14 protein-coding genes are annotated in these 17,411 nt (G+C 71.1%); 6 read left to right on the forward strand and 8 right to left on the reverse strand.

Annotated elements, in window-relative coordinates; genetic code table 11:
• Positions 1–70 precede the first annotated feature (70 nt).
• Both WMF46_RS19205 and WMF46_RS19210 read left to right on the forward strand, forming a co-directional pair.
• Positions 71–946 carry an Fpg/Nei family DNA glycosylase gene (locus WMF46_RS19205; RefSeq protein WP_437986934.1) on the forward strand — a complete coding sequence of 292 codons (876 nt, stop codon included), beginning with the start codon at positions 71–73 and terminating at the stop codon, positions 944–946.
• A 126-nt stretch (positions 947–1,072) separates the two neighbouring features.
• On the forward strand, positions 1,073–1,831 hold the full coding sequence (locus WMF46_RS19210; RefSeq protein WP_437986935.1) for a hypothetical protein: 759 nt from the start codon (positions 1,073–1,075) through the stop codon (positions 1,829–1,831).
• Here the strand turns inward: WMF46_RS19210 and WMF46_RS19215 are convergent.
• The 6 genes from WMF46_RS19215 to WMF46_RS19240 all read right to left on the reverse strand — a co-directional run bounded on the left by WMF46_RS19215 (position 1,783) and on the right by WMF46_RS19240 (position 10,632).
• Positions 1,783–5,250 carry an ATP-binding protein gene (locus tag WMF46_RS19215; protein WP_437986936.1) on the reverse strand — a complete coding sequence of 1,156 codons (3,468 nt, stop codon included), beginning with the start codon at positions 5,248–5,250 and terminating at the stop codon, positions 1,783–1,785. The genes WMF46_RS19210 and WMF46_RS19215 overlap by 49 nt on opposite strands.
• Before the next feature lie 45 nt (positions 5,251–5,295).
• A complete protein-coding gene (locus WMF46_RS19220; protein WP_437986937.1) occupies positions 5,296–6,393 on the reverse strand; it encodes an AI-2E family transporter in 1,098 nt (365 codons plus the stop codon).
• Positions 6,394–6,541: 148 nt separating this feature from the next.
• Positions 6,542–7,072, reverse strand: a complete 531-nt coding sequence (locus tag WMF46_RS19225; RefSeq protein ID WP_437553743.1) for a pyridoxamine 5'-phosphate oxidase family protein — start codon at positions 7,070–7,072, stop codon at positions 6,542–6,544.
• Between the two features lie 217 nt (positions 7,073–7,289).
• The gene (locus WMF46_RS19230) at positions 7,290–8,294 is read right to left on the reverse strand and encodes a zinc ribbon domain-containing protein (RefSeq protein WP_437986938.1); all 1,005 of its coding nucleotides are present in this window, start codon (positions 8,292–8,294) and stop codon (positions 7,290–7,292) included.
• An 8-nt stretch (positions 8,295–8,302) separates the two neighbouring features.
• Entirely contained in the window at positions 8,303–9,367 is a 1,065-nt protein-coding gene (locus WMF46_RS19235) for a hypothetical protein (protein WP_437978555.1), read from the reverse strand.
• A gap of 188 nt (positions 9,368–9,555) precedes the next feature.
• A complete protein-coding gene (locus WMF46_RS19240; RefSeq protein WP_437986939.1) occupies positions 9,556–10,632 on the reverse strand; it encodes an alpha/beta fold hydrolase in 1,077 nt (358 codons plus the stop codon).
• Between the two features lie 1,117 nt (positions 10,633–11,749).
• Here WMF46_RS19240 and WMF46_RS19245 point away from each other — a divergent pair.
• Together WMF46_RS19245 and WMF46_RS19250 are read left to right on the forward strand one after the other, a co-directional pair.
• Positions 11,750–12,211 carry a hypothetical protein gene (locus WMF46_RS19245; protein WP_437986940.1) on the forward strand — a complete coding sequence of 154 codons (462 nt, stop codon included), beginning with the start codon at positions 11,750–11,752 and terminating at the stop codon, positions 12,209–12,211.
• Positions 12,212–12,430: 219 nt separating this feature from the next.
• Positions 12,431–12,886, forward strand: coding sequence for a hypothetical protein (locus tag WMF46_RS19250; protein ID WP_437986941.1), 456 nt, complete (start codon positions 12,431–12,433; stop codon positions 12,884–12,886).
• A 108-nt stretch (positions 12,887–12,994) separates the two neighbouring features.
• On the opposite strand, the gene WMF46_RS19255 is transcribed toward WMF46_RS19250, so the two are convergent.
• Positions 12,995–14,023: an extensin family protein gene (locus WMF46_RS19255; protein ID WP_437986942.1), complete on the reverse strand. Its 1,029-nt coding sequence runs from the start codon at positions 14,021–14,023 to the stop codon at positions 12,995–12,997.
• A gap of 77 nt (positions 14,024–14,100) precedes the next feature.
• On the opposite strand from WMF46_RS19255, the gene WMF46_RS19260 reads away from it, so the two are divergent.
• Both WMF46_RS19260 and WMF46_RS19265 read left to right on the forward strand, forming a co-directional pair.
• Complete coding sequence (locus WMF46_RS19260) at positions 14,101–15,942, forward strand: M14 family zinc carboxypeptidase (protein ID WP_437986943.1); 1,842 nt, start codon at positions 14,101–14,103, stop codon at positions 15,940–15,942.
• Positions 15,943–16,205: 263 nt separating this feature from the next.
• A complete protein-coding gene (locus WMF46_RS19265) occupies positions 16,206–16,814 on the forward strand; it encodes a DUF4360 domain-containing protein (protein WP_437986944.1) in 609 nt (202 codons plus the stop codon).
• A gap of 43 nt (positions 16,815–16,857) precedes the next feature.
• Here WMF46_RS19265 and WMF46_RS19270 read toward each other — a convergent pair whose 3' ends face one another.
• Positions 16,858–17,283, reverse strand: a complete 426-nt coding sequence (locus WMF46_RS19270; protein WP_437986945.1) for a hypothetical protein — start codon at positions 17,281–17,283, stop codon at positions 16,858–16,860.
• Positions 17,284–17,411 lie beyond the last annotated feature (128 nt).

A 17,411-nucleotide genomic window follows, 5' to 3' on the forward strand; every position in this document is an offset into this window, starting at 1 on the left:
AGAGCCTGGCTCTTCCGCTCGTGCCCCTTGCGATCCGGCCGGTCCGCACAAGAGCCTCCGGACACCGCTCATGCCTGAAGGCGACACCCTCTTCCGCATCGCCGCCGCCCTCGGCCCCGCGCTCACGGGCGCGCCCGTCGTCGCGCTGGAGCTGCCCAGGAGCGACCAGCCGTGCCGTCGGCTCGTCGGCCGCCGCGTCGAGCGCGTGGAGGCGCGCGGCAAGAACCTCCTGATCTTCTTCGACGAGGGGACCGTCCTCCACACCCACCTGCGCATGAGCGGGGCCTGGCACCTCTACCGCGAGGGCGAGCGCTGGAAGCGGTCCGAGGCGACGGCGTCTGCCATCCTCGCGGTCCCGGGCTACGTCGCCGTCTGCTTCCGCGCGCCCGTCGCGCGGCTGCTCCGCGCGAGCGCCCTGCGCGGCGATCGCCTCCTCGGCGCCCTCGGCCCGGATCTGCTCGGCGACGCCTTCGACGCCGCCGAGGCGCTCCGCCGCCTGCGCGCCCTCGACGAGGTGCCGCTCGGCGTCGCCGTCATGGACCAGCGCGTCGTCGCCGGCATCGGCAACATCTACAAGAGCGAGCTCCTCTTCCGGACGCGGCTCGACCCCTTCGCCCCCGTCCGGGCGTACTCCGACGAGGAGCTCTCCGCGATGCTCGACGTCGGCCGCCGCCTCCTGCAATCCAACGTCGAGCCGCGGGACGCCGCCAGCGCGTACCGTGGGCCGACCGCACATTACATGACCACACGCACGACGCGCGCCGGCGGAGACCGCAGGAGGCCGGTCAGCGTGTACGGCCGCGAGGGGTACGCCTGTTACGACTGCGGCGCCGCGATCCAGATGCGCCGCCAGGGAACGATGATGCGGTCGACTTACTTCTGTCCTCGCTGCCAGCCGACCCGCGCCGCGCCGCCGCCGGCCGGGCCTGCTCCGTCCGCGCCGTGAACTCGGCCGCCGGCGGGGCGCGCTGCGGCGCGCGCGAGGACGCCGGCGATTCCCGGCGATCGCGCGTCGCGCGCAACCGTGCTGTCCGGCAGACCTGTCCGGCGCCGCGATCGTACGATCCGCTCCATGCGACTCACCCTGCTCTTGATCCTCGCGCTCGCGCCCGGGTGCAGCCACGCCCTGGACGAGCCCGTCACCCCGGACGACGCCGGGAGCGCAACGCCCCCTCCGGCCCCCGTCTCCTCCTCCTCGGCGGATGCGCCGGGCTCGCCGCCCGAGACGGGCGCCGCCGAGGCCGAGATCGACCCCCGGCTCGCCCCGCTCATCGCCGCCGCCTTTCGCGACTACAAGCCCTGGGGGCGCGTCGACGACGAGCTCCGCTGGGCGCCCTGGCTGTGCCGGATGCCGCTGCCCGGCCGCGTCCGCATGAGCGCCGCCGAGGACGGCGGCCACGCCCGCAAGCTCTATTCGGTGTTCGCCAAGCACCGCGATCGCTATCCGCTCGTCGACGGACAGGCGCCCGTCGCCCAGCCGGTCGGGCAGGTCCTGGTCAAGGAGAGCTTTGTCCCAGAGCTGGTGGACGACGGCGCGGCGGCCGCCCTCCCGGGCGCCGGCGCCACGCCGCCAGAGTCCGCGGATCACTTCGATCCCATCCTGCGCGACGGCGATCGCGTCTACCGCGCGTCGCGCCTCGCCGGCGCCTACGTGGTGCTCAAGGTCGCGCCGGACACGCCCGGCACCGACGCGGGCTGGGTCTACGGCACGGTCACGGCCGCGGGCCAGGTGACCTCCGCCGGCCGGGTCGCCTCGTGCATGGGTTGCCACGTGAGCGCCCGTCACGAGCGCGTCTTCGGGCTCGCGCCGGCGCCGCCCGCGGCGCCCTGATGGGCTCCGGACGCCGCGGCAGCGTCGACGACCCCGGCGAGCGCGTCCAGCGACATCGGCTTGACGAAGTGGGCGTCGAACCCTGCCGCCTCGGCGCGGCGGCGGTCCGACGCCTGCCCGTACCCCGTGAGCGCGATGAGCGCGCCCGAGCACAGCTCGGCCTCCCTCAGGCGCCGCGCCACCTCGTAGCCGTCCATTCCTGGGAGCCCGATGTCGAGGAGCACGAGATCGGGCCGATGCTCCGCCGCGGCCTTCAACGCGCGCGGGCCGTCGCCGGCGATCCACACCTCTTGCCCGAGGGCCAGCAAGGCGTCGGCGAGGGTGCTCGCCGCGTCCACGTTGTCCTCGACGATGAGGACGCGGAGCTTCCTCGCCGCCGGAGACGGCTGCTCTGCGTTCTTCGAGGGCGCGGACGACGCCCCGACGGCCGCGGCGGGCAAACGCTCGTCCGCCGCCGCGGGCACGCGCTCGTCCGCCGCGACGGGCAGGCGCACGATGAACTCGCTGCCTTGCCCTGGCCCCGGGCTCGTCGCTTCGATGCTCCCGCCGTGGAGGGCCACCAGATCGCGGACGATGGTCAGCCCGATACCGAGGCCGCCGGGCGCCCGATCAAGGCTGCGATCCGCCTGACGGAACAGCTCGAAGACATGGGGCAGCACCTCCCTGGCGATCCCGATCCCGTCGTCGCGGACGCGCAGCTCCACCTGGTCGCCGCGCTGCTCGACCGTCACCCCGATGTGGCCCCCGATATCCGTGTATTTGCACGCGTTGGTGAGCAGGTTGACGAGGATCTGCTCGAGGCGGACGGCGTCCCCGAGGACGTGGACGGCGGCCGCCGGCAGCACGAGCCGGATCTGGTGCCGCCGCGCCTCGATCTGCTCGCGCGTCGACTCCACGGCGCGCGCCACGGCGGCCTTGACGTCGATCCGCTCCTTGCGCAGCTCGATCTTTCCCCGGGTGATGCGCGACACGTCGAGCAGATCGTCCACGAGGCGCATCAAGGTCCTCGTTTGCCGCGCGATCACCTCGACGTGCTGGTCCGGCGGCCCGCCGCGGCTCCGCCGCCGGAGGAGCTCCACGGCCACGCAGATCGGCGCCATGGGGTTGCGCAGCTCGTGCCCGAGCATGGCCAGGAACTCGTCCTTCCGGCGATCCGCGTCGGCCAGCGCGTCCTCGATGCGCTTGCGCTCGGTGATGTCCAGGGACGAGCCGACGAACCCCAGGAACGCTCCGGCGGCGCCGAAGCGCGGGGCGCCCTGCGTCACGACCCACCGGCTCTCGCCGTCCCGGCGGAGCATCTGGCACTCCAGCGTGAACGGCTCGTGCGTCTCCATCGATTCGGCGCACGCGCTCGCGACGAGCGGGCGCTCGTCCGGGTGGACCGCGTCGAGCCAGCCGTCCCCCAGCTCCTCTTCGAGGGAGCGCCCCGTGAAGCGCAGCCACGTCGTGTTGACGTACTCGCACCCGCCGGAAGGCCCACACATCCAGATCATCATGGGGGCGCAGTCGGCGAGGGAGCGGAAGCGCTGCTCGCTCTCGCGGAGGCGCTCGACGTCCTCGGCGACCTGGCGGCGCAGCCTGGCGATCTCGATGCGACCGCCGACCCGCGCGAGCAGCTCGCGGACCGAGAACGGTTTGACGAGGTAATCGTCCGCGCCCGCCTCGGCGCCGTGCACGCGCGACGCTTCCCCGGATCGGGCAGAGATGAACACCACCGGGACGAGCCTCGTCCTCGGCTCGGCCCGCAGCGCCTTGAGGAGGCCGAACCCGTCGAGCCCGGGCATCATGACGTCGGTGAGCACGAGATCGGGTACACGCGAGCGCACGGCGCAGAGCGCCATCTCGCCGTTCCCGACGGCCTCCACGGTCCACCGCGTCGCAAGGACGTCCCTGAGATAGCTCCGCATGTCGGGGTTGTCCTCGACGAGCAGGACGTGGCCGACCGGGCCCTCCGCCGGGCGTGTGTCCCCGGCGCTTGCCGGTGACCCCAGCGGCAGCTCCGCCGACGGCGCGGCTCCGGAGTCCCAGTGCGACGCTTCCTCCACGAACGCCTGGACCGTCACGGCCGTCATGCCGAGCTCCCGCTCGGCGCCGATGCGCGCCGCGGGCACGTGCGCTGATCCGGCGGGGATGCGGACGGTGAACGTGCTGCCACGACCGACCTTGCTCGTCGCCTGGACCTCGCCCGTGTGGAACCGGACGAGCTCCCGCACGAGCGCGAGGCCGATGCCGGAGCCCTCGTGGCTCCGCCCGCGCGCCCCGTGGACGCGGTGGAAGCGCTCGAAGATCCGGGGGAGCTCGTCGGCGGGGATCCCCGTCCCCGTATCGCGGACCTCGAGGGTCACGTGGTCGCCGCCCCACCGGAGCGAGATCGCGATCTCCCCCTCGAACGTGAACTTGAACGCGTTCGAGACCAGGTTGAGGACGATCTTCTCCCACATCTCACGATCGACGTAGATCGGCTCCGGAAGCGGCGGGCAGTCCACCACGAGCCGGAGCCCCGCCCGCTGCATGGCCCCGCTGAACGCGTTCGCCACCTCCGCGGTCAGCGCCGAGAGGTCGAGCGCCTCGTAGACCATATGCATCCGGGCGGTCTCGATCCGGACGAAGTCGAGCAGGGTGTTCACGAGCTTGAGGAGCCGCCGCGCGTTGCGGCGCGCGAGCTCGACGAGCTCGCGCTGCCTGCCGGTGAGGCCGCCGGGCGCGCCGGTCAGGAGCTCGTCGATCGGGCAGAGCATGAGCGTGAGCGGCGTCCGGAACTCGTGGCTCACGTTCGAGAAGAACCTTGTCTTGAGCTCGTCGAGCCGGCTGAGCCGCTCGTTCGCCACGCGGAGCTGCTCGTTCGCGCGCTGGATCTCCTGCGCCCGGAGGAAGACCTCGGCCTCGACCCGCTCCGCCCGCATCTTCAGCTCCTCCGTGCGCCGCGTCTGCTCGATCCCGCGCTGCTTCAGGCGGACGAACTCGGTCACGTCCTCCGTGCGGTGGATGATGTACGCGACCCTGCCGTCCGGCCCCAGGAGGGGCGAGTTCATGGGGCACCAGTACCGTTCCTCGAAGCCGCCTCCCTCCGCTTCGGGGCGCGGGATATCGTATTTCTGCACGGCCATGGTGTCGGGGGCGCGCGTCTCGAGCACACGCTCGATCGAGGCGCGCAGGTTCCTCGTGCCGGTCGCGTGCGGATCGTCCGGATTGTCCGGGAAGGCATCGAAGATGTGGCGACCCAGGAGGTCCTCACGCCGGGTGCTCGCGGCCCGGAGAAAGGCGTCGCTCACCGCGACGATGGTGAAGTCCGGATTGAGTACGAAGTAACAGGCGGGGAGCCCCTCGAAGATCGCTCGGAAATCGGGGCTTGCTGGCAGCGCCTGCTCGCCCTCCGATCGCTGATGCGGCTTCGTGCTCGTGATGAGGCTCGTGGTCATGGGCAGATCTTCAAGAGAAGACCTGGTGCACGAGACCACGTATCGCTACCCGGATCTCCGCGCCCCCGCGACGCTCGGACGCAGCAGCGAGCTTGGCGCCGGCTCGCCGCTGACGGGCGCTGTCTCTGGCTCCTCGGGCGCGGGCTCCATGATGCGCGCGACCCACGAGAGCCCTTCCACGTTCTCCAGCGTGATCTTCGCGACCATCATGATGGGCACCGACAGGAGCGCGCCCGCCGGCCCCCAGAGCCAGCCCCAGAAGAGCATGCCGATCAGGACGGCGAGCGGCGACAGGCCCAGGGTCCGCCCGAGCACGCGCGGCTCGAGCACGTTGCCCACCAGCAGGTTGATCAGCAGGTACCCGATGGCGACGATGGCCGCGGTGCCGGGGCCCTGGCTTGCCAGCGCGGCGAGCACGGCCGGGATCGTCGCGACCGCCGCGCCGATGTTGGGGATGAAGTGCAGGACGAACAGGCTCGACGCCAGGAGGAGCGCCAGGTCCACGCCCAGGAGGACCAGGAGCACATAGGCGAGGACGGCGACGAGCAGGCTCGTCAGCGTCTTCACAACGAGATACTTCTTCACCTCCCGGACGATGCGATCGACGTGCTCGAGCCCGCGCGCAGGGGTCGAGAGCAGCCGCCGCACCTTCGCGCCCGCGCCGGCGCCCTCGCAGAGGGCGAAGAACACGACGAGGAGCACCACCCCGAGGCTCGACGCCGCGCTGGCGACCGTGACCGCGGCCCCGCCGAGGAGGGGGACCAGGGACGCCGTGTGCAGCGTGCGCGAGAGGAACTCCGGGTTCACCGGGAAGCCGCGCTCCGTGAGCGTCATGGCGAGCGCCTCGGTCATCGAGGACATCCGGACCAGGTAGACCGGCACCTTCTCCTCCAGCTCCACCCCGGCGATGGTGACCACCGCCCCGACGAAGACCAGGATCGCCAGATCGACCACGAGCGCGGCCAGCGCGCCGAGGGCCGCGGGCAGCCCGCGGCGGGTCACCCAGGTCGCGATGGGCGACGAGATCGCCGCCAGCGCGACGCCGAACAGCACCGGCACGAGGAACGGCTCCGCGTAGCGCAGCCCGACGATGACGACGACCGCCGCCGCCGCGACCACGACCATCTGAGCTCGACGAGACATCGTGAAGATCCCCATGCCCAACCTCGTTGCTGACGGGTTCTCGCGTCACCTCCGCTCCGGTGGAGCGGAGCGCGGCGCAGTCCCGAGAGGAGCAAGGGATGCGCCACGCTCCATCCCGCCCCGATCCACGGCGCGACGGCGTGGATCGCTATCGCGCGGACACCCGGGCATCGCCGGCTTGCCCGCCGTTCAGCGGCACCGAGCCGTGCTGGGCGGCGTCGGTCTTCGGCGTCGTCCCGGTGACGTACGCCTTGACGGCCTCGACGAGGAACCTGAGCCCGGCCGCGCCTTCGTTGTCCCAGTACTCGCCCTCGCGCGGGCTCACGTGGATGAGCGCGAGGGAGGGATCGTCCTTGCCCTGCGGGAAGAACACCTTGGCCTCCTCCGACCACAGCGCATCGATCTTCGTCCGACTCCGCACGATCGAGGCGCGGCCCGACAGCGACAGGAAGCGGCGCCCCTCCTGGAGGGTCACATTCACCTCGGGCTGCGACTCGATCTCATCGACCTTGCCCGAGTCGATGCTCGTCATGAACCAGACGTCTCCGGTGTCGCTGTCGACCTTCATGAGCGCCATCGGACGCGCCCGCAGCGCCCCCTGGCTGGCGTGCGTGACGAGCATGGCAGTCCGGAACTTCTTGAGGATCTCCAGCAGCTTCTCCCGCGATCCAGTTTCCATGGTTTCCTCCATCGAGCTCCGGCCTCAGTGCGAGATCCGGACCATGGCCGGGCGGGCGGTGGAGGGCGCGGATCATGGCTCTTCTGTGCCGCACCGAGCGTGCGCTCGCGGCATTCCGCCACAGCGGCAGGCGCGGCCCGCCGCGCCCGCGCAGCGCTCGATCTGGGGGAGCGGGGAGGGGGAGGGGGGAAGGGGAGAGGACCGAGGGCGGGCGAAGCTACGCTGCGCGGGCGAGCACGAGCGCCCCGATCACGAGCACGACGAGCGCGAGCGCGCCGGCGACCACCAGCGCCACCTTGCCCCACGCGATGGGCGCCGTGCCTGTGACGTGGCTCGCGTCCTGGCCGTGGACGACGGCGCGGTAGCTGCGCCCCTTGTAGCGGTAGGCGAGCACGTACGATGGCAGCGCCAGCCGGCGCGTCTCGAGCGCGTGCAAGAGCACCGCCACGTGCACGTTGCGGAACGTGGACCCCGGGATCACGCCTCGCGTCAGGGCGTCCTCCGCGCTGGCGGCGATCCGCTCGCTGACGATCTTCCGCGCCGCCGAGCGCTGCGCGTCGAACTGCTCCAGCACCGCGTCGGGCGGGCCGAGCTGCTGCTGTGTCCGGTGCGCGGCGGGCACCGCCAGGTCGAGCCGGAAGCACGGCGCGAGCTCCTGGGCCTCGTCGAGCGAGAGCCCGCGTGAGGCGGACAGGAGCAGGTTCCGGAACGGCAGCTGCGTCTGTCCGGCGTGCGGGGCCCAGCTGCTCAGCCGGGCGCCGGCGTTCGAGTCTGCCGTCCAGCTCACCACGGCGTCCGCGCTGACGAGCCAGCCCGCCCACCAGATCGGGCGCAGCCCCTCGACGGTCGCCGCGCGCGAGAGATCCGACGGCCGGAAGAAGCCGAGCGTCGACATCCACTGGCGCAGCGCCTGATCGGCCTGATCGGGGGGCACCCCGAACGGGAGCAGCCAGTCGGCCTGATCGATCGGGTCGACCGGCTGCTCGAGCCGCGTGACGGCGCCGCAGAACCGGCACTTCGGCGCCTGCGCCTCGGCCGAGTACGCGACCGCGGCGCCGCACTCGGTGCACCGCAGCACCTGCACCGCCTGCGGGGCCGGGGTGCGGCCCTGCGGCGCGGCGAGGCCGCAGACGGCGCAGCGCAGGTCCCCCGGCTCCAGCGGCCCCTGGCAGCGCGCGCAGCACGGCCCCGTGGCGCTCGTGGTGGCCGAGGCGACGTCCATGCTCGCGCTCATCGCGCCCCTCCGGTCGGTGCGGGGCTGCTTCCGGGGCGGACGCGCTCGGTCGGCGCGGGGGCGGCGGCGGGGGCGGGCGGCCGCGCGGCGCCGCGTCGTTCGGCTGGATCGCGGCCCCGGTCGCGCGCCGCGGCGAGGAGGAACGGCGCCGCGATCAGCGCGATCACGAGCACGACGGCGAGGGCGATCTTGATCCAGGAGATGGGGGCCTTGCCGTGGATCGCGCCGGTCTGGCCGTTGATGAGGACCCGGAAGGGCGGCTTCTGCGGGTCGTGCCGGATGGCGAGCACCCAGAGGGGCACATAGAGCAGCTCCAGCGTCTCGCGGTCGAGGTGCGTCTCGTGCGTCAGGCCGTGGTGGCTGTCTCCGGGCATGAAGCCCGAGAGGTCGCGGCCGATCTTCTCCAGCGCCTCCCGCCGCGCGAGGCCGTAGCACTCGGCCTGGGTCATCGTCGGCTCCTCGGCGATCCAGCCGCTGAGCACCGCGGGCGTGTAGCGCCGCATCGTGCGGAGGTCGAACGGCTCGATCGCCTCGAGCTCGGCGTTCGGGACGGCGCGAGACGCCACGACGAGCACGTCCATGACGTAGGTCGCGTGCTGGCCTTCGAGGTGCCGGTGCTCGGTCCTTGTGACGACGCGTGTCCGGGTGACGCTGTTCCCCTTGTCGTCGGTCGTCGTGTACGTCTCGGTTTCCTGGTAGTCCTCGCCGATCTGCGCCGCGTAGCGCGTCTGCGCCATCGCCGAGTACAGGTAGGCGGGCGTGTAGACGCCGCGGATCGCGTCGATCGTCGCCGTCTTGACGCTGGACTGCACGAAGAAGCTCCGCTTTCCCAGCCACGCCTTGACCGCGCCCTGCGCGCTCTCCCGGGTCGTGGTGAACCCGACGACGAAGTGCGGCGACGGCCGATCGTGGGAGGGCGGCCGCTCCACCACCGAGGGCGACGCGCAGTAGGGGCACACCGCGGTACGCTGGTCCGCTTCAACGCGCAGCGACGCGCCGCAGGTCTCACATTCGAGTTGCACCGGCGCCCGAGAGAACCGCACCGGGGGGCACGGCGTCAACAGGGAAGGGGTGGCGCGCGGCCGACAATCGCGTCCAGTGCCCGAAGCGCGCGCCCCCACCATCGGTCACCAACGTGGTCGTGGTCGTTAACGTGGTCGTGGTCGTGGTCGTGGTCGTGGTCGTCAACGGTAAGCCGTGAACGACCACGACCACGTTCGGATGTCGGAGAACGCGGCGCGAGTGTTTGCTAGCAGGGAACCGGCGGCGGGCGGCTCCCGAGGTCGGCGGGAGATGCCGAGTCGCCGGTGTCCTGCTGCGGTGTCTGCCGCATCAGCGGAGACAGCGAGCTCCGCGCCCAGCGCCTGACCGCGGCGTCCGGCCAGGGCTGCCAGCGGGCGCTGGCCTGCGGTGAGCGGGCTGCCGCGGCGGATGCGCGCGGGGCGCGCGCCCCGGTGCGCAGGCGCGGCGCGGGCCGCGGCTCGTCGAGGAACCGGAGGAGATCGGGGGCGAGCTCGCTCACCGCTTCCCGGTGCGGGTAGTGCCCCGCCTTGGCGAAGCGCCGCACGGCCGCGCCTTCGATGTAACGTTCGATGTCCGTCGCGTGGCGCGCCGGGATCACCTGGTCGCGCTCGCCCCAGTAGACGGCGAGCGGCGGAATCTCCGGGAGCCGATGAGCGATGTCCATGAGGTGATGGCGCTGTCCGCGCAGATCGATCGCGTGGCGGAGCGTGCGCGACAGGGCGCGCGCCGTGCCGGGCCGCGCGTTCATCCTGGCGAGGTGCCTGCGCTCTTCCGCGTTGAAATCGCCGCCAAGCACCAGCACGCCCGCGTGCGTGCCGACGCCCATGAGCACCGGCGCGGCGAGCTCGATCAGCCCGGTCACGGCGGCGAGGCGCAGCGGCAGCGCGACCTCGGTCCCGATGCCGCCTGCGGCGACCAGCCCGACGCGGTGGATGCGCCCTGGCCGCTCGGTGGCCACGCACATTGCAATGCTGCCGCCGAACGAGTGCCCCACCAGATCGAAATCGCCGAGCCGGAGGGCACGGATCCATTCAGCGACCACGCCCGCGTACCACGCGACCGTATAGGGCGCGTCGGGCCGAGCCGAGTCGCCATGGCCGGGCAGGTCGAGCGCGACGACCCGGCGCCCCGCCGCCGCGAGCGCGGGGGCGAGGCGGTTCCACGTCCGACAGCTATCGGACAGGCCGTGTACCAGGACCACGGGGCGCTGGTCCGCGCCGCCGTTCCGGGAGGGGGTCCACTCTTGCCAGTGGACCTCGCCAGCAGAAAGGACACGAACATGGCTGCGACACGTGACCGACATGTTCTTCATCAAGAGTTCGCACGAAGTGCCGCGTCTGTCCAGATTGCACAGCTGGGATGGGGAGCCCGGGGGAGGGGGCGCCGCGAAGCGTGCTTCGCGTCCAGTGTGGGTTTTGCAGCGCCGGCGTACGCCGTGCTGGGACGTGGATCGGGCCGCTGCCGGGCATCCGCCCTGGCCCGGCATGCCGCTGCTGCCCTTTGCCGCCTTGTCGCCTCGGTGATGCGCCCGATGCCCTGGCCGGCCGCTCCCCACTAGACTAGCGCACGGACAGAATCTGTACGCTTGGCTACTCATTGACGCCGCGCTCTGGTGAGAAGAGTCTCGCCGCATCGGGAAGAGATACGGCGGCGGGCTTGCTCTTTTGTGAGAGCGAATGCTGTTTCTACGCGCGCCGCGGGGCCCAATGTTGCCGCTCGTCACCGAACCTGCCGCGAGAGGCGAGGCGTGAGCTTGACCCAGAGGAAATTCGCATGAGACGGTTCGCTTCGCATGCTTCGAGGTGTATCGCGTTGATGTTTGCCCTTTGCTCCATTGGAGCAAAGACGTCGAAATGCGCTCCTGATAGCTCACAAAACAGTCAAGAAACGCAGTCCAGTCAAGATTTTTCCAAGCCATTTTGTTATACGGACCCTCCGATCAACTGCGTCGTGTTTTGCTACGCAACGGACCAACTTATGTTCACGCCCGCGTGTAACGGCGTCGGTGCTGACGAGTTGACGCTCCTGTTCATGGAGGAGGTACTCATTGGCGCCGAGGATTTGGCGGCCGACGGGATACAGGTGTGCCCTGCGCCAGATCCGAACAACTGGCTGACTCCATGCGACATGGGCATCATTCCCCGGGAGTGGCCGGATCAAGATCACGCGGCTTGTCGGCCCGTGCCCCCAGGCTGCGCGTGGTAGCGAGAGGCGCGATGATAACTCGCAGCTGCCTTGTGTTCGCGCTCATCGCCGGTGTCGCTGGCGCCTTCATTGGATGGGTCTCTAAGCGCGACGCGCCAGGCGCACAAGCGTTTCCGATCCCGTCGTCCCCGAGTTCGACTGCGGCATCTCCCGGCCGTGGCTGTAGGGCGGAAGGCGCCGTTCTCGCCTCGACCAGGGCACAACTGGAGCTCTGCATGGCTCTTCGTTCGCGGGTTCCCGAGGCCGAGCCATCTGGCGTTGCCAAGCCATCCGAGGCTGATCCTCCGGAATCCCAGCCCTTCGACCAGCGCATGTCGAAGGTCGAAGAGATCCGTCGGAATCGCCGGCTCTTGGACAGCTATTCCGAGGCCGTGATCGTCCAGCACTATGATGGGAGAACCGGTGTCTACAAACCTGACGAATGGCCGGATGACGGAGATGGGTACATCGTCGCGCGCAAGTTGCCCAGCGGGCGGCTCGGATGGTATGCCGGGCCAGACGCCGGACCACGCACAGATCCCGACGCATTCCGCCACTGGGATCCTCCGATCCCTCCGCGACCCATCTGGAAGCGTGAACCGGATGGGACGATCACAATCAACGGAAAGCCTGCGAGCCCTGGCGTGCAGTTCATGTTCGGCGGAAAGATCGAGCAACCGCCGAAGCCGCCGCAGTGAGAATGCGCCATGACAAGTTCTCGCGCCTTCGGGTTCGTCATCATTGCCGGGACTGGCATCCTTGGCGTCTTCCTCGGACGCGCCGTACCCCACGATGCGCCAGGTGTCGCAGCGGATGCTAGCGGGTCACCCACCTCTCCGGGCGCGACGCCTGCCGACGATGAGTGCAAGGCCGAACGAAGCGCCTTGGCCGCGACCAGGGCACAACTGGAACTCTGCATGGCCATCGACACGGCGGAACCAGAGGCCGCGCCGTCCAGCGTTCCCGAGACCCCCGAGCCCGAGCCTCCAGCTTCCAACGTCGAACCGACCGTCCAAGAGATCATCGCCGAAGAGATCAGGAGCTATCACGGTCGTCTGGACAGCCTACCCGAGGCTGTGATCGTTCAAGAGGCGGATGGAACGATCGGCATCCATAAGCCCGACGATTGGCCGAGCGACGGTGACGGCCTCATCATCGGACGAAAGCTCCCAAGCGGAGAGATCGGATGGTATGCCGGGCCAGATGCTGGACCACGCTCCGATCCTGCCGCGTTTCGACCAACCAAGTCCACAATCGTCCTTGCGCCCGAATTTGTACGTGAAGCAGACGGGGCGATCAGAGTACGTCGAGGTGCTCCAGCTTGGATAAAACGCAGGCTTGGCGAGAGGGTCGATGAGCCAGCGAGTCCGTAGCTCATCGAGATCGGTGCAGAACCTCTCTTCGGTCACGCCAGGCGCCGGCACGTTGCGCTCGGCCCAGGGCGGCGTGGGCGCGGAGCGACACCGTGCGGTGACGCGCGCTCACTCCAGCAGAAAGTAGCGCGCGCCTCGCTTGATATCGAAATGGAAGTGGTCCGCGTGCGCATCGTTCGCGTTGGGCGTGAGGACGACGTTGAACAGCCCGCTCGTCGAAATGGAACAGACGATCTCCCGCAGCTCGAGGGCGTGGGGGCTGGGCGCCTTCGGCTCCGACCCGGGGCCGCAGGGCGGCGCGCCGATGGCGCCGAGCCAGTCGGCCTTCACGTCGAGTCGAGTCCCGTCGGCCTTCACGAAGGCGGCCACGTCGATGGCGAGCCCGAGGGCGTGCTGGTTGGGGCGCCCGGGCGCCGCCGGCTTCTTCGCTGCGCGCTCGCCCGGCTTCGCCGCCTTGCCGGCGGCCTTCGGGGCCTTCTTGCCTGCCGGCGGCTTCGCGGCCGCCTTCGTCGGCGCGACGGCGCCTGCTGGACCGGGCCGGTGCATGCTGAAGTGCACAACCTCGACGATCCCGCGCGTCGCGAGGAAGGCGGCGAGCTCGTCGAGCGCGAGGGCCAGCCGGCAATCGGCGATGTCGAACGGGGAGGCGGACCTCGGCTTCGCCACGCCGTCGCCGCGGAAGGTGACCCCATGCAGCGCTCCGGTGAGCCTGATCGGCCGGTCGACCAGTGGAGCGCCGCGCGCCGGGGCGTGCGGGATCCCGCGGGCCCTCATCTCCCTGTCGCAAGCGTCCGCCGAGAGCCCTCCGTAGGTGGCCGCGCGCGACGCGGCGGACCACGCGGGCAGCTCGAACCGCGCGCCGCCCGCGTCCCCGCCGCCCTCCGCGACGCCGGCCCCGCCGCCGTCCGCCGGTGAGCTGGCCTCGCCGCCTTCCAGGCCCGCCCCTGCGTCCGAGAGCGCCGTCGCGGCGCCGGCGGAGCTGGACGTCGCCGCTGCTGGATCCCCCGCCTGCGCATCGACCCGCTCCGCCCGGGCGCGGCGCAGGGAGGCAATGCCGAGCGGGGTCAGCAGCGCACCGCCGAGAAACACCGCCCCGAGGGCCAGCACACGGCGAGAGCGGGAAGGGAGCGCGCTCATCCTCGGCGCAGCTTACCTCCCTCCGGCGTGAGGGAGCACGCCTTGCCGCTCTCCGCGGAATTTGCTCGACTCCCGCGATGTCTCACCCCCGCCCCGCGCGCCTTCATCCCACCGCCGCCCTCGGGATCGCGCTGGCCGCGCTGCTCGCGCCCCGCCAGGCCCCGGCGCGCGGCGCGCCGGCCGGCGGCGGGCCAGCGCCGTCTGCGCGGCCCGAGGCGCCGTCGCTCGTCACCGAGGCCGAGCGGACCGGCTTCCGGCGCACCGGTCGTTATGCCGAGGTCGAGCGGTTATGCCGCGACTTCGAGCAGGCCTATCCGGGCCGCGCCCGCTGCGTCCGTTTCGGCACGACGCCCGAGGGCAGGCCCCTGCTCGCGATCGCCGCCTCCGACGACGGCACGCTCGACCCCGCGGCGGCGCGCGCGAAGCGGCGCCCGGTGATCCTGTTCCAGGGCGGCATCCACGCCGGCGAGATCGACGGCAAGGACGGCGGCTTCTGGGCGCTCCGCGAGCTGCTCGACGGCGCGATGGCGCCTGGCGCCCTCGCGGCGGCCACGGCGGTGTTCGTGCCGGTGTTCAACGTCGACGGCCACGAGCGGTTCCGTCGAAACCAGCGGCCCAACCAGCGCGGCCCCGAGGAGATGGGCTTCCGCGCCACCGCGCAGAACCTCAACCTGAACCGCGATACAATGAAGGCCGAGGCGCCCGAGATGCGGGCGATGCTGGCGCTCCTCGACGCCTGGGATCCCGTGGTCCAGGTCGACCTGCACACGACGGACGGCGCGAAGTTCCAGCACGACATCGCGGTGGTCGTGGAGCCCTCGGTGCCTCACCCCGGCGGGCTCGACGCCGCGGCGCGCGCCCTCTCGGGGGAGCTCCAGGCGCGCCTCTCCGCGCTCGGTCACCTGCCGCTCCCGTTCTACCCGGCCTTCCGCGAGGACGACGACCCCTCGTCGGGGATCTCCACCGAGCCGGGGCCGCCGCGCTTCTCCCAGTCCTACAGCGCCGCCCGCAACCGCATCGGCGTGCTCGTCGAGACGCACAGCTGGGCCACCCACGCCGAGCGCGTGCGCGCGGTCCACGACCTCCTCGCGGCGCTCTTCGAGCGCGTCTCCTCCGGTTCCGGCGCGGGCGCCCTCCGCGCCGCGGCCGAGCGCGCGGACGCCGCGAGCGCGCGCCTCGCCGGCGTCCCCTTCGCCCTCACGCACCGCGCGGGGCCGGTCTCGCGCATCTTCCCGTTCCACGGCTTCGCTTACGAGAAGCGCGCCTCGGAGATCTCGGGCGGCACGTGGACCCGTTACGACGAGTCCCGCCCGGAGATCTGGCGCGTGCCGCTGTTCGACCGCATCCAGCCGGACCTGACGGTCACCGCGCCCGAGGCCGGCTACGTCATCCCGGCGGCGCACGCGACCTGGGTGGCCGACAAGCTGCGCCTGCACGGCGTGCGTTACCAGATCCTCCCCGAGGCTCGCCCCGGCTTCGCCGTCGAGGCGTTCCGGGCCGACGCGGTGACGTTCGAGCGGCCCTTCGAGGGTCGCACGCGCGTGAAGCTCCAGGGCGCCTTCCGGCCCGAGCGGCAGGATCTTCCGGCCGGCTCGCTGTTCGTTCCCATCGCGCAGCCGCGGGCGCCCCTCGTCCTGCACCTCCTCGAGCCGCTCGCGCCCGACTCCCTCGTCGCCTGGGGCTTCTTCAACGCCTCCTTCGAGCGCAAGGAGTACATGGAAGCCTACGTCGCCGAGGAGGAGGCGCGCCGCATGCTCGCCGCGGATCCTGCGCTGCGCAACGAGTTCAATGCGCGCCTGCGCGATCCTGTCTTTGCGAAGGACGCGAAGGCCCGCCTCGATTTCTTCTACAAACGCCATCCGTCCTGGGACGAGCGTGTGAATCTCGTCCCGGTGTTCCGCGTCGCCGCGCCGCCGTGACAGGCCTCCTTCGTTTCGTCTGCTTGACCTGCACTCCGGCTCTGGTTGAATGTCCGTGAGCCCCACAGACCTCACATCATTCGATGGATTCCGGCCAGTCTTGCGGCGCCGCGCCGGGCGATGGTGCCCCGCTCGAGTTGCGCGGAGCGCGCGGGGATCGCATGCTCGTCACGACATGTCGACCGGCGTGCGACAGCGGTGACGCGCGCGCCGGCGACGACGCACGGCGACGTGATGTCGCCTGACGGCGAAAGGGGGGGACGATGTTCCTGCGATGGGCGTTCGGCTTTTGTTCGGTGTTTTTCTTCGCCTATCCTGCGCTGGCGCAGAATACGCGGATCGCGAACTTCACCTATGCTGGCAGCGGCTGCCCTGTCGGCTCCGCCGCGGGGGTGATCTCGCCTGATCAGAAGGCGCTGACAGTCATCTTCGACCAGTTCGAGGCGCACGCCGGCCCGGGCATCGGCCGCGCCTCGAACCGCGCGTTCTGCCAGCTGGCCGTGGATCTCCGGTTCGATCCGGGGTGGCAAGTCGCGGTCTTCGACGCCACGTACCGGGGGTTCGCCGACCTGGAGGGCGGCGTCCAGGGGCTCCATGAGACATCGTATTATTTCTCGGGATCGCCGCTCACCTCGGGGCCGCTCACGTGGAGCATGATCGGGCCGTTCACGAGCAACTTCTCGCGCACGGACAACTTCACGACCACGGTCTGGTCCGAGTGCGGCACCGTGCGGCCGCTCAACATCAAGACGAGCCTCTATGTCACGAACCGGCTCGCGCCGTCGAGCTCCGGGGTGTTGACCAACGACACGACCGACATCCAGGTGCGGATCGAGTACGGCCTCGTGTTCCGCCCCTGTCCCGGTCCCTGAGGTCGGCAGGGCGCCCGGCGCGGCGGTGCCGCGCCGGGCTCGCTCACGCCATCAGGCAGCCGGCCGACGATCCTTGCATCGGCACGATGGCCAGGATCTCCCCGGTCTCCCCGAAGATCAGGAGCCGCGCGACGATGGCCTCCTTGCCCGTGCCGCACAGGGGCAGGAGCGCGAGCCGGACCGCTGGCCCGTTGCCCCCCTCGAACTTGAGGGCGAGCAGCTGCTTTTCGTCGCACTCCTCGAGGAGCTCCACGTCCGCCTCGATCTGGACCGGCGCCACCCGCGTGCACGCCTTGGCCTCGCCGAAGCTGTCCACCGTGCAGCGGTTGGGATCGAGCGAGATCCGGACCCGAGACGACCCCTGTTCGCCCACCGAGATGATCTGGATCTGATGAACCGAAATCCCCTTCTGGAGCGGGATGGGCTCCACGAGATAGCCTGTTTCCAGCCGCAGATTCTTGATTTTCATCGGACCCCCGCCTCTCGGCCGCGCGTCCCGCGATCTCCGCCCATCGCGGCGCCGCGGCGGCGCGCCTGCTTCGAGGAGAAGCACCGGTTGTGCCGGCGCGCGCGCGCGGAGCCCGCACGCGCGCCCTG

Source organism: Sorangium sp. So ce117, from assembly GCF_051524395.1.
In the GTDB taxonomy this organism is placed as follows: domain Bacteria; phylum Myxococcota_A; class Polyangia; order Polyangiales; family Polyangiaceae; genus Sorangium; species Sorangium cellulosum_B.